Raw genomic sequence first — 12476 nt, 5'->3', positions numbered from 1 at the left:
TTGCCGGACGGTTCCTCTTGGCTGAGTACATCTACACCATGCGCAAGACGCGCAAGGCGCACGGCGACAAGGTGATCCTTGACGACGTCACGCTGAGCTTCCTGCCCGGTGCGAAGATCGGTGTGGTCGGCCCGAACGGCGCCGGTAAGTCCACCGTGCTGAAGATCATGGCCGGTCTTGAGCAGCCCTCCAACGGCGACGCCTTCCTCTCGCCCGGTTACAGCGTCGGCATCCTGCTGCAGGAGCCCCCGCTCGACGAGAGCAAGACGGTCCTGGAGAACGTCCAGGACGGTGTCGCTGAGGTCAAGGGCAAGCTCGACCGGTTCAACGAGATCGCCGAGCTGATGGCCACCGACTACTCCGACGCGCTGATGGAGGAGATGGGCAAGCTCCAGGAGGACCTGGACCACGCCAACGCCTGGGACCTCGACGCGCAGCTGGAGCAGGCCATGGACGCGCTGGGCTGCCCGCCCGGCGACTGGCCGGTCACCAACCTCTCCGGCGGCGAGAAGCGCCGCGTCGCGCTCTGCAAGCTGCTGCTGGAGTCCCCCGACCTGCTGCTGCTCGACGAGCCCACCAACCACCTGGACGCCGAGTCCGTCCAGTGGCTGGAGCAGCACCTCGCCAAGTACGCCGGCACCGTCGTCGCCATCACCCACGACCGGTACTTCCTGGACAACGTGGCCCAGTGGATCCTCGAGCTGGACCGCGGTCGCGCCCACCCGTACGAGGGCAACTACTCCACGTACCTGGAGAACAAGTCCGCGCGTCTGAAGGTCGAGGGCCAGAAGGACGCCAAGCGCCAGAAGCGCCTCAAGGAAGAGCTGGAGTGGGTCCGCTCCAACGCCAAGGGCCGCCAGGCCAAGTCCAAGGCGCGACTCGCCCGCTACGAGGAGATGGCCGCCGAGGCGGAGAAGACCCGGAAGCTCGACTTCGAGGAGATCCAGATCCCGCCGGGCCCGCGCCTGGGCAACGTCGTCGTCGAGGTCGAGAACCTCAGCAAGGCCTTCGGCGAGAAGGTCCTCATCGACGACCTGAGCTTCACCCTGCCGCGCAACGGCATCGTCGGTGTCATCGGCCCCAACGGCGCCGGCAAGACCACGCTGTTCAAGATGCTCCAGGGCCTGGAGAAGCCGGACTCCGGCCAGATCAAGGTCGGCGACACCGTCAAGATCAGCTACGTGGACCAGAGCCGCGAGAACATCGACCCCAAGAAGACGCTGTGGGCCGTCGTCTCCGACGAGCTGGACTACATCAACGTCGGCCAGGTCGAGATGCCCTCCCGCGCCTACGTCTCGGCGTTCGGCTTCAAGGGCCCGGACCAGCAGAAGCCGGCCGGTGTGCTCTCCGGCGGTGAGCGCAACCGCCTCAACCTGGCGCTCACCCTGAAGCAGGGCGGCAACCTGCTGCTCCTCGACGAGCCGACCAACGACCTCGACGTCGAGACGCTCTCCTCGCTGGAGAACGCCCTGCTCGACTTCCCGGGTTGCGCCGTGGTCGTCTCCCACGACCGCTGGTTCCTCGACCGGGTCGCCACGCACATCCTGGCGTACGAGGGCGACTCCAAGTGGTTCTGGTTCGAGGGCAACTTCGAGTCGTACGAGAAGAACAAGATCGAGAGGCTCGGCCCGGACGCGGCTCGTCCGCACCGTGCCACCTACAAGAAGCTCACCCGGGGCTGAGGCAGGCGGCAAGTGGCTCGGCACATCTACAGCTGTCCCCTGCGCTGGTCGGACATGGACGCCTTCGGGCACGTCAACAACGTGGTCTTCCTCCGCTACCTGGAGGAGGCCCGCATCGACTTCATGTTCCGGCTGGCACCGGGGAACGGCTCCCCGTCGTTCTCCGGCGGGTCCGTCGTGGCCCGTCATGAGATCGACTACGTACGACCGCTCGTGCACCGCCACGAACCGGTGACCGTGGAGTCCTGGGTGACGAAGGTCGGCGCGGCGTCGCTCACGATCGCCTACGAGATCAAGGACCCGGACCAGGTGTACGTCCGGGCCTCGACCGTCGTCGTCCCGTACGACCTGGCGGCCGGGCGTCCGCGCCGTATCACCGCCGAGGAGAAGTCCTTCCTCCAGGAGTACCTGGACGAAGACGTGAAGGACGCGCTCGCGGCATGACCGCACCCGTGCAGACCCTGCGGCTGGCCGATGCCCGGGAGGCGGCGGACCTCGCCGCCTTCCTCGGCCGGCTGATCCACTACGACCGGGCCGCCGCCGTGCGGCTGCAGGCCGGCGGGGGAGCGCTGGCCGTGTTCGGACGGCCGCCGTCGTTCGAGGTCCTCGCGATCCGGACGGCGCGGCTGGCGGAGCCGGTCGAGCTGGACACGACCGTGTCCGCGGGTGAACTGCTGGAGTCCGTCGAGGGCTCGGCGCTCGCCGTACCGCCCGCCGTCACGGGTCCGCCCTGGGCCGGGGTACTGCCTCCCCGCGGAGGCTGGCGAGAGCTTCCGGGGCTGCCCGAAGTCGACCGGATGCGGGGCGCGGTGGCCGCCGCGGTCGCCGAATTCCGTTCACGGGACGAGGCGTTGCCCGTAGAGCGGCGCACCCGCGCCGAACGCGACCGGATCGGCCGCGAGATCTGGTCCCGGACCCTCGACGAGACGGGCCTGCCGCTGCGGGCCGTGCACGCCGCCCAGTCACTCGGCTTCCTGCGTCCCACCCCGGACGGTGTTCCGGGCGCCGCGCTCCTGGCCTCCGGTGGCTGGCTCCGGCTGCGCACGCCGTTCGGCTCGGTCGCGGTACGCAGGGCGGGGCTCGGTGCGCTGACCGTCACCCCCGCCTGACCCCGGGGAACGCCCCGAACCGCCTCGGGCAACGGCTCGGCCGGGCCCGGACCCTGCCCCGGCCTGCTCCCGCACGCGTCCGTGGTTCGCCGTCCCGTCCGGCACGTGTCGGCCGTTCCGCCTCGGGTCCCGGTCGCCTGCCTGCTCCGGCAGTGATCCGCCGTCCCGTCCGGTGCGCGTCGGGCATCCCGCCTCGGACCCGGCCCCGTGTCCCCTGCCGCACCGGCAGGGTCGTGGCGACCCGGGCGGTGTGGCGGATCCTCAAGGATGCGGCCATCGACTCGGCGTTTCGGCATCGGTCCGGCCGATCGACCACCCGGCCCGGCTGCGTGCCCGCTCCCTCGTCCCACGCCGGGACCCGGTCCGCTCCCGTCCGCACCGTTCAGTCACCGCGCGGCACCCACCGGTGGGTGAACCGGCTCGACAGCAGCCCGCCGACCACCGTCGCCACCGTGCAGAGCACCACGGCCGTCACCAGCCCGCCGGCGAGCAGCGGGAGCGGGGAGTCGCCCGACGGGGCCAGGAACGCGAGGTTGACCGCCCCGAGCAGCCCGGCGAACGCCGTCGCCAGTGCCAGGGCACAGGCCGTGGGCACGCCCAGGCCCCACCACGCGGTCCGCAGATGGAACCGTACGCCCGAGGTGTAGCCGGCCAGCGGGCGCAGTTCGTCCGCCCGGTCGAGATAGGCGTGCAGCAGCCCCGCGGCACCGGTGAGCGTGAGGAGCACGAAGCCGGGTGCGGCGATGAGGACGACCCAGCCGGCGATACGGGCGCGGGCGGTCGAGCCGATGACGTACTCGTCACCCGGCACCACCACCGACGGAGACGCGAGCGTCGCGAAGGCCGCCCGGCCGACGTGCTCCCGGCCGTCGGACCTGTGGGTCAGCACGATGTAGTCGCCCTCCCCACCCGTCAGCGGGGCTCGTGACGCCGTCGACCGCACGTTCAGCTCGCCGGGGCTCGTCCAGCGCAGCGCCTCGGTGCGGGCGGTGCGCTCACGGAACACCCGCACGGCCGGGGCCGGCTCGGCGCCGGGGCAGACGGACAGGGGAGCCAGGGCCGCCAGATCGCGGCAGTGCCCCGTGAGTACCGGCGGCGCGCCCTCCCCGCCCGGTGCCAGGCGCAGCACGCGGTCCCCGGCTCCGAGGGCCGACAGGAAATCCGCCCGCGCCTTCTCGTCGTCGGTCCCCGCGGAGACGTGGAGCAGCCTTCCGTCCAGTCGCCGGGCGAGCGCCGTGGCGTGGCGGGCCTCGGACGTCAACTCCGTGATCAGGACCTGGACCTGGGTCAGCAGGCCCAGGAGTACGGCGAGCGAGGCGCAGGAACGGGCGACGACCGCGGGATGGGCCGCTGCCCAGCGCCCTCCGACCAGCCGGGCGGGGTCTCCCCGTCCGCGTGCGGTCAGCCGCACGGCCGCCCGGGCCGCGGCCCGTCCCAGCAGCGGCGGCAGCCCGGCCATGGCGAGGACCAGGCCGAGCATGAAGATCCGAACCCCCGGCTGGTGGCCGATCACCGCGCCCCACAGGGCCATGAGCGTGCCGATGCCGCAGAGGCATCCGGGCCAGGCGGACCGCCGGTCCCGCGCCGGCCGTGGCCGGTTGCCGCCGGCGGGACGGATGCGCAGGTGGAGCGCCGCGAACGACAGGCACAGGGTCGCCAGGACCGGCAGCAGGGCGAGTGGGAACCACAGGAGCAGCGGTACGAGATCGGCTGCCGCGATCGCGTGGCCGGTGACGGGCAGCCGTACGCCGGTCAGGGTCAAGGCCAGCAGGGGTACGGCCGCCGCTGCGGTGCCCAGCGCCAGGGGACGCAGGCACTCGCCCACGGCGACCCGTGCGCGTGCGGACCGCCCGGCGCCGATGGCGTGCAGGACGGCGAGCCGCCGGTCGCGCTGCCGGGCGCCGAGGCGGGAGGCGGTGACGAGCAGGACCGCGACGGGTAGCCCGAGCAGGGGAGCGATCAGCAACCGGACGTCGGACTCCGCGCGGTCGAAGGTCTGGCTGGCGAAGTCCGACGCCTCCGGGAGCGCTGTGCCGTAGCCGACGATGCCGGCGATGCCTCCGGGGCCGGGGGAGAGCGCGGTCCCGGGCGGCGGCCGCCGGTACACGAGGAACTCGGAGGGCTCGGCGAGCCCGTCCGCGGCGATGGTTCCGGCCCGCTTCCCGTAGCGGGTGGACGCCGCCGGCAGGGCCTCCAGCAGCGCGGGTGAGACGAACGCCTCGCCCGGTTCCGGCCAGCGCGGCAGGCCCGGCGGCAGCGGGGCGTCCGCGGTGAGGGGGGCGATCGTCACGACGGAGAAGCTCCTGTCGCCGACGACGTCGCGGCTGTCCGACCACCGTGCTGTGGGGCGGGTGCCGGGCTCGGCCGCGGCGCGTACCGGGTGGCGGGCCGATGTCCGCAGGTCGCGGCCGTCGTACGCGGCGTCGGTGACCTGCAGTCCCCAGACCAGCAGGGTGGCGCCCGTCGCGGCGAGCACCAGGCAGAGCGCCTGGAGGACGTGGCGCGGGTCCCGGTGCACCGGGGACGGCCGGCGTCCCAGGGCGAGCAACTGGGCCGTGGCACCGCGCCGCCGGGTGGTCCGGGTCATGCCCCCGCCGTCGTCGTGTCGTGCGCGGTGCCGGGTGCGGAGTCGTGCAACGCGCCCTCGCGCAGGGTCAGCAGGCGGTCCGCCCGGTGGGCGACCACCGGATTGTGGGTCACCAGAACCAGTGCGCAGCCGTACCGGGCGGGCAGGCGGAACAGCATGTCGCAGACGTCGTCCGTGGTGCGTTCGTCCAGGGCGCCGGTCGGTTCGTCGGCGAGGACCAGCGGTGGTCGTGTGGACAGGGCCCGGGCCACCGCGACGCGCTGGCGCTCGCCGCCGGACAGGACACTCGCGGGCGCGTCCGCCACCTCTCCGACGCCGAGCTCGGCGAGGAGGCTCTCGGCGGTGCCGTACGCGTCGCGCCGCCCCCGGCCGGCGATCAGCAGGGGAAGCGCCGCGTTCTCGACCGCGCTCAACTCCGGTAGCAGTTCGCCGAACTGGTAGACGAAGCCGATGGTGCGCAGCCGCCATGCCGCGGCCCGCCCGGGCCGCAGCGCGGCGATGTCCGTACCGTCCACCCTGATGGTCCCGGCCTGCGGGGTGTGCAGCCCGGCGAGGCACGACAGCAGCGTGGACTTGCCGCTGCCGCTCGGTCCCATGACGGACAGGGACGTCCCCGCCCGGGCGCTCAGGTCCGCCTGGCGCAGCAGTGTGCGCCGGCCGATCGAGCAGGTGAGACCGCGGACCTCCAGAGTGGGGGCGGTCATGGCTACGGGTGCTGCTTCCAGGCGGAGCAGGCGTCGGGGAACACCGGGATGTTCTCGCACGCCTGGATCCGGTGGACGGGGTACGTGCCGGTCGTCGAGGTCCTGCAGTACCCGTCCTTCTCCTCGACCCGGGCGACCGTGTTCGGGACGGTGCGCTTGAAGTTCGCGTAGACGTTGAAGCCGTCGACCTCCCGGTCGCAGACTCCCGCGGCCTTGTGGTTGTACGTGATGAACCCGAAGTCGTCGCCCTGGTAGACGTAGAAGTTGTCGCCGTACGCCGCGCTCGCTCCCAGCAGCACCGCCGTCGTGCCGATCAGTACCGCGCCCACTCGCAAGGTTCCCCGACGCACGTCGAAGCCTCCACAGGAAGAGGGCACCCGCCGGATGCGGATGCCCGTTCGATGTGTTGCGGCTGTGAACTTATGGGCTGTGTGCGTGAGCGGGTACGGGCCCGGACCGAGACGGCCGGAAGTCGGCGAGCTGTGGCCAGAAGTGACCGGGCGGTGACGCTTCGTGCGGGATGTCCCGGGGTCGCCGACCCGAGCGTCAGCCCGCCGTGTTCACCATCGAGGCGGCGGCGTACGTGAGGTAGTTCCAGAGCTGCCGTTCGTGCTCCTCGGAGAGGCCGAGTTCGTCGACCGCGACCCTCATGTGCCTGAGCCAGGCGTCGTGCGCGGCCTTGTCGACGGTGAACGGGGCGTGGCGCATGCGCAGGCGGGGGTGGCCGCGGTTGTCGCTGTAGGTGCGCGGGCCGCCCCAGTACTGCATCAGGAAGAGTGTGAGGCGCTCCTCGGCCGGGCCCAGGTCCTCCTCGGGGTACATCGGCCGCAGCAGGGGGTCCTCGGCGACGCCCTCGTAGAAACGCCGCACGAGGCGGCGGAAGGTCTCCTCGCCGCCGACCTGCTCGTAGAAGGTCTGCTCCTGAAGTGTGCCCCGCGGAATCTCGTTCACCGCTCCATGGTCTCAGACGGACCGGACGAGGATCCGGGCCCGGGGCCCACGGCCCGAAGAGCGCTCCGGCCCGGGAAGTCCCCGTCCGGGGTACTCGCCTCCCGTACCGGCCCGCAGGACAGTGGAGGCATGGGTGCGGACCAGGACGCGCGCGCGGTACCGGACCCCTACGCCGGTCCCGCCGCCGAGGTGCGGGCGGCGCTGGTGCGGCGGATCGCCGCGGCCGGCGCGCTGCGGGACCCGGCCTGGCGTGCGGCGTTCGCGGAGGTTCCGCGTCATCTGTTCGTGCCCTCCTACTACGTGTCGACCTTCTCCGGCTACGAGCGGCTATGGTCGGGCGACGCCGAGCCGGATCGCCGCGAGCGCTGGCTGAGAGGCGCGTACTCCGACGGCCCGCTCGCCACCCGCATCCGCGACGGCGAACTCGTCTCCTCCAGCAGCCAGCCGTCCCTGATGGCGCGGATGCTGGAGGCGCTGGAGGCGGAGGACGGGCACCGCGTGCTGGAGATCGGCGCGGGCACCGGCTACAACGCGGCGCTGCTGGCGCACCGGCTCGGGGACCCGCTGGTGACGACCGTCGATCTGGACCCGGATATCGCCGAGGCCGCGCGCCGCCACCTCGCGGCCGCCGGTCACCACCCGGCCGTGATCACCGGTGACGGTGCGCGCGGCTGCCCGGGGCGCGCCCCGTTCGACCGCGTCATCGCCACCTGCGCCCTCCCGTCGGTGCCGTGGGCCTGGCTGGAGCAGTGCGTGCCGGGCGGACTGATCCTCGCCCCGCTCGCCAACGGGCTGGTCGTGCTGCGGGTGCGTGACGAAGGCCACGCGGAGGGGCGCTTCCTGCACACGCCCGCGTACTTCGTCCCGCTGCGCGGAGGCGGGCCGGTGCGGACATCGGTTCCGCATGTCGGCGGGCTGTCGCGGCAGGTGGCGGAGAGCGAGCAGTTCCGCTTCCTGCTCACGTTGACCGCGGGCGTGCTGGATCCGCACGAAGCGCTCTCGCTCTGGCAGCGCGAAGGCCGGCCGGAACGGGAGCGCTTCGGGGTCACCGTCAGCGGGGACAGCCAGTGGGCGTGGCTGGACGACCCCGAGGGGCCGTACGCCTGGGCCCTCGGGGCGCCGGGCCCCGACCGGTGACCGCCGTCAGCCCCGGCGGATGGTGATCGTCGTCCAGGCACCCACGTGCACCCGGTCGCCCTCCCGCAGGGGGACGGGGACGTAGGGCTGTATGGGGTCCTCGGCACCGTTCACCGTCGTGCCGTTCGTGGAGTTCTGGTCGACGACGGCCCAGGAGCCGTCGGGCTGCTGGACCAGCACGGCGTGCTGGTGCGAGACGCCCGGGTCCTCCGGCGGCACCGACAGGTCGATGTCGGGCGACTCGCCGGTGGAGTGCCGGCGGCGGCCGATGGTCACCTCGTCGCCCGAGAGGGCGAGTTGCTGCTCCGGTGAGTACGCGGGCAGGTTCAGCCCGGCGGCCTCGGGGCCGCTGCGCTGCATCATCGCCATGAAGTACTCGCGGTCGGGCGCGATGACCGCGGTCCAGCCCGCGGGTTCGTACGGAACCTGCTGCTGCGGTGGTGCCGGGTGCTGCGCGGAGTGGTGCGGAGCGTGCTGCTGCGAGGGCGGGGAGATCATCCAGTCGTCGTCACCGCCGCCCTGTGGCGGCTGCGGCGGGGCCGGAACGGCCTGCGGGAAGCCGGGAGGCGCGGGCGGACCGGCCGGGAACCCCTGCTGCTGCGGGGGCGGGGCCGGCCTGCTGAACTCGGGCGGACCCGGGGGCCGGTGCTGTCCGGGCGACTCGGAGACGTCCGAGGAGCCGGACGGGCCCGGCTGGGGGAACGGCGGCGGGGCCGGCGGTCCGGCCTGCGGGGGCCGGGGCACCGCGGGTTCGCCGCCGATCGGTTCGGCGGGCCGGTTCATCTGCGAGGGCCGCGAGCCCTGGTAGTCGAACGGGTCCGGTGGGCGCGGCGGCTGCTGGGCCTGGAAGCCGGGCGGCAGGTTCAGACCGGGCGGCGGTCCGCCGGGTCCTCCCGGACCGCCGGGTGTCCCTCGGTGGGGCGGGGCCACGGGGGTGTACGACGTCGCCGTGTTCGTGAGGAAGTTCCAGCGGCACTCCTCGCAGAAGGGCGCCATCGGCTCGCGGGGCGTACGGCACTGCGGGCACAGCTCCGCCTGGGCCGTGGCGTTCGGGTCGCCCGGCCCCGGGTAGCCGTACCCCGGTGCGGGCGGCGGCGAAGGGGCCGGGGGCGGGGGAGGCGGCGGAACCGCGCCCGCCGGAGCCCCCGCCCCGGCCATGCGGTGGCCGCAGACCTCGCACCAGTCGTCGGAACCCGACTGGTGTCCGTTCGGGCAGGTCGGCATGTCGGCGCTTCCCCCTCTCCTCCGTCCGGCCGGCGAGCCGGACTCTCTGTGCTCTTTGTCGTTTCTCGACCGCTGTCGGCTGGTTTGTCTTTGCCGCGTGTCTACTTCTTCACGCGAACTGTCTTCGTGGAGCGCGTTTCGAGTGTCATCTCGTCCGCTTCCGTGACCCTTGCCTTCAGCCGCACAGTACCCGTCGCCGCGTCGACGACGTCCACCACCTTCGCCAGCAGCTTCGCGGTGTCCTCGTTGCCGGAGGCGGCCGCCAGCATGACGGCGCGGCCGAGTTTCGCGGTGGCGTTGTCGAGATCTCCCGACTTGCGGGCATCCAGACCCTGTTGGATGACCTGTGCCAGTTCGGCCTGGCCGGTGTAGTGCGCGACCTGGGGATTGATGGAGGTCGAAGCCGCCATGTCGTCGGTCCACACCGCCCGCACGAGTCCCTGGGCGAGGGGCCGCGGGGTGCCGCCGGCCGGATCCGGAATGATCAGGGAGGCCCGTGCCGCCAGCATCTCCCGGCCCACGCCGGCGTCCGGCACCCGCACGCACACGTGGTAGTCGCGGGACTCGTCGCCCCACGAACCCGTCGGATAGTCCCCGGCGCGCGGCCCCGCCTCCGTGCGCCGACCGGTCAGTTCCTCGACCGTGGGTGCCACCTGCTTGACGAACGCGATCTCCGCGCCGACGGGCGTCCAGAGCCGCAGCGCCACGTCCGCGACCTCCTTGCCCATCGCGTTCTCCATCATCCGCGTGAAGTCGGCCGCGAGCCCCGAGGGGTCCGCGACGATGTCGGCCGTGCCGAGCAGCGCGGAGGCGATGCCGGTGACCTCCTTGACCTCCCAGTCCGTGCCCACGCCCCGTGCGTCGCAGGTGAACCGGCCCGCGCAGGCGTCCAGCGCGGCCCTCAGCTCCTCCGGCGCCTCGTGCTCGTTGCGCCCGTCGGTGAGCAGGACGCCGTGCCGGATGGACACGTCGGCGTCGCCGAGCAGTCGGTCAGCCAGCCGCAGCCAGGTGCCGATCGCGGTGCCGCCGCCGGCGCTCAGCCTGCGCAGCGCCTCCTTGGCCTCGGCCCGTGTCGTCGCGTCGGCGGTCGCCAGCCGACCGCCGCCCGGGTACACCTCGGCGGCCACGTGCGTGCCCGCGACCACGGCGAAGGCCGTGCCGTCGCGCAGGGTGTCGATCGCCGCGGCCGTCGCGTCGCGCGCGTTGCGCATCTTCGTGGGTGGATAGTCCATGGAACCCGAGCAGTCGACCATCACGACCACGGCGGCGTCGGTCCGCCGCCCGGGTATGGACGAAGGGGAAGCGGAAGCCCCGGCGACGGGAAAGCCACCGCTCGTGCCGCCGCCGGTGGAGGTGACCGTCACGATCGCGTTGACCTCGCGCCCGCCCTCGGGCAGGAACTCGTTCTGGTACACCTCGACGGAGAATCGCGGCACGTTCGACTTGGAGAAATTGGCCATCTGAACTGGCTCCTCGAGGCTCAGTTGGGCAGACAGACATGACGAAAGGGTGCCGAACGGACGCAGGGGCGAGCGGATATGGCCTTGTTCAGGCCAATCCTGCCCCCTGGCGCGGCACGGCGAACGGGAGCACGGCCACTGTTACGTTGTCGTGGCCCCCGCCGTCGAGCGCATGACCGACGAGGACCTGCGCCCCGTGGAGCGGACGGCCCGCCGCGTCCGGCGGCAGGACCTGCGCCATCTCCTCCGGCGCCTCCGCGTAGTTCCACAGCCCGTCCGTGCAGACCACCACCACACCGGGGCGGTCGGGCTTGAACGAGGCGGTGTGCGGTTCCAGTTCGTAGGCGTCCGCGCCGAGCCACCCGGTGATCGCGTGCGCGCGCTCGTCCGCGTACGCCTCGGCCTCGCTCATCAGACCCGCGGAGACCATCTGGGCCGCCCAGGAGTCGTCCTCGGTGAGCCGGGCGGGCGGGCCGCTGCGGTCGTCGGGGACCCAGTACGCCCGGCTGTCGCCGACCCAGCCGACCACGAGCAGTTCGCCGGCTGCGACGGCGCCCACCAGCGTGCAGGCGGGAGCGTTCTGATGGCGGTGCGGGTCGTGCTCCATGGCCGCGCCGGGCTCCGCCGCCAGGGAGTTGACCGCGGAGGCGGCGGCCAGGATCGCCTCGTGCATGGCCTGCTGCGGATGCGTGCCCCGGGGCAGCGAGGCCAGCAGGTGCTCGTTGGCGGAACCCGCCGCGGCCGAGGATGCGTCGTCGGGCCGGGTGGCCGAGGACACGCCGTCGCAGACGATCGCGATCACGGCCGGGGAGCCGTCGGGCAGGGCCGTGGACGACACCGCGAACGAGTCCTCGTTGCGGTGGTGCCGCAGTCCCCGGTCGCTGACCGCGGCCACCGAACCCAGCTCCTGCTCCATGTGGTCGCGCTCGCGAGGCTGGGCGTGCCCGCAGTTCTCGCAGTAGCCGTCGTGGTCCACATGGCCGGCACGGCACGCGACACAGAGCTTCGCGCCGGGCGGGGGCGCGGCGGAGTGTCCGCCACAGTGCCCGGCGGCGCGGGGATCGGGCGCGGCCAGCTCGAAGTCCCCGGAGCCGGAGCCGGAGCCGGAGCCGGAGCTGCGCGGTGCGGGGCCGGGATCGGCGGCCGGGGACGCCCCGGAGGCGGCGGAGGCCGCTCCGCCCGGCGCGGCCGGCCCGAACCGCGCGGCGGTGCCGGCTCCCTGCACGGCCGGGCGTGCCGTGGCGGCGCCAGGTGCGGTGTCCGGGCCGTCGAAGAGGACCGGCGTCGTGGGCAGTTCACGGCCGCCCGAGTCCGTGCCCGGCACCTCACCGGGCCGCTGCAGCGTCCCCGGCCGGCCGGAGCCGTCAGCCCCGGGAGCCTCGGGCCAGTGCACCTGCGCACCCGCCGCTACCGCGGGGCGGTCCCGCGGCGGCTCGGCTACGGCCGACAGGTCGTACCCGCACGCTCCGCAGAACAAATCGCCGGATTCGAGTGGTTCCTCGCATCCAGGGCACTTCGACCAGGCCGCCTGCTGGGGCATCTGCGGCGTCATTCGCTCTCACCTCGCCTTGATGTGCCGGGCGCGCCTCGGTCCTTCCGCCGGAGGTCCGGGGACCTGTCCC

At 73.2% G+C, this 12476-nt stretch carries 11 protein-coding genes; 4 read left to right on the top strand and 7 right to left on the bottom strand.

Features of this window, described 5'->3' with window-relative positions:
• Positions 1–17: 17 nt before the first annotated feature.
• The 3 genes from ettA to QMZ92_RS09105 are packed head-to-tail and all read left to right on the top strand — an operon-like array spanning position 18 to position 2791.
• Positions 18–1682: an energy-dependent translational throttle protein EttA gene (gene ettA / locus QMZ92_RS09115; protein WP_283296733.1), complete on the top strand. Its 1665-nt coding sequence runs from the start codon at positions 18–20 to the stop codon at positions 1680–1682.
• Between the two features lie 12 nt (positions 1683–1694).
• Positions 1695–2126: an acyl-CoA thioesterase gene (locus QMZ92_RS09110; protein ID WP_138055191.1), complete on the top strand. Its 432-nt coding sequence runs from the start codon at positions 1695–1697 to the stop codon at positions 2124–2126.
• Positions 2123–2791, top strand: coding sequence for a DUF8010 domain-containing protein (locus QMZ92_RS09105; protein ID WP_283296732.1), 669 nt, complete (start codon positions 2123–2125; stop codon positions 2789–2791). The genes QMZ92_RS09110 and QMZ92_RS09105 overlap by 4 nt, the downstream gene beginning before the upstream one ends.
• Before the next feature lie 382 nt (positions 2792–3173).
• Here the strand turns inward: QMZ92_RS09105 and QMZ92_RS09100 are convergent, their stop codons facing one another.
• From QMZ92_RS09100 to QMZ92_RS09085, 4 genes are all read right to left on the bottom strand, one after another.
• Positions 3174–5378, bottom strand: a complete 2205-nt coding sequence (locus QMZ92_RS09100; protein WP_283296731.1) for an FtsX-like permease family protein — start codon at positions 5376–5378, stop codon at positions 3174–3176.
• Positions 5375–6082 (bottom strand): ABC transporter ATP-binding protein, encoded by a 708-nt coding sequence (locus tag QMZ92_RS09095; protein ID WP_283296730.1) that lies wholly within the window; start codon positions 6080–6082, stop codon positions 5375–5377. Before QMZ92_RS09095 ends, QMZ92_RS09100 begins: the two co-directional genes overlap by 4 nt.
• Positions 6083–6084: 2 nt before the next feature.
• Positions 6085–6411, bottom strand: coding sequence for a hypothetical protein (locus tag QMZ92_RS09090; protein WP_283296729.1), 327 nt, complete (start codon positions 6409–6411; stop codon positions 6085–6087).
• Between the two features lie 217 nt (positions 6412–6628).
• Positions 6629–7033, bottom strand: coding sequence for a globin (locus QMZ92_RS09085; protein ID WP_283296728.1), 405 nt, complete (start codon positions 7031–7033; stop codon positions 6629–6631).
• A gap of 129 nt (positions 7034–7162) precedes the next feature.
• On the opposite strand from QMZ92_RS09085, the gene QMZ92_RS09080 reads away from it, so the two are divergent.
• Positions 7163–8170 carry a methyltransferase domain-containing protein gene (locus QMZ92_RS09080; protein ID WP_283296727.1) on the top strand — a complete coding sequence of 336 codons (1008 nt, stop codon included), beginning with the start codon at positions 7163–7165 and terminating at the stop codon, positions 8168–8170.
• A 6-nt stretch (positions 8171–8176) separates the two neighbouring features.
• Here the strand turns inward: QMZ92_RS09080 and QMZ92_RS09075 are convergent, their stop codons facing one another.
• The 3 genes from QMZ92_RS09075 to QMZ92_RS09065 form a co-directional block, all read right to left on the bottom strand.
• Complete coding sequence (locus QMZ92_RS09075) at positions 8177–9394, bottom strand: FHA domain-containing protein (protein WP_283296726.1); 1218 nt, start codon at positions 9392–9394, stop codon at positions 8177–8179.
• A 101-nt stretch (positions 9395–9495) separates the two neighbouring features.
• On the bottom strand, positions 9496–10854 hold the full coding sequence (locus tag QMZ92_RS09070; protein WP_283296725.1) for a vWA domain-containing protein: 1359 nt from the start codon (positions 10852–10854) through the stop codon (positions 9496–9498).
• Positions 10855–10942: 88 nt separating this feature from the next.
• Entirely contained in the window at positions 10943–12406 is a 1464-nt protein-coding gene (locus tag QMZ92_RS09065) for a protein phosphatase 2C domain-containing protein (protein ID WP_283296724.1), read from the bottom strand.
• Positions 12407–12476 lie beyond the last annotated feature (70 nt).

This window comes from Streptomyces sp. HNM0645, from assembly GCF_030056615.1.
Classification (GTDB): Bacteria; Actinomycetota; Actinomycetes; order Streptomycetales; family Streptomycetaceae; genus Streptomyces; species Streptomyces marianii.
The sequence above is the reverse complement of the archived record's forward strand: the minus strand, read 5'-3'. Positions and strand labels throughout refer to the sequence as shown.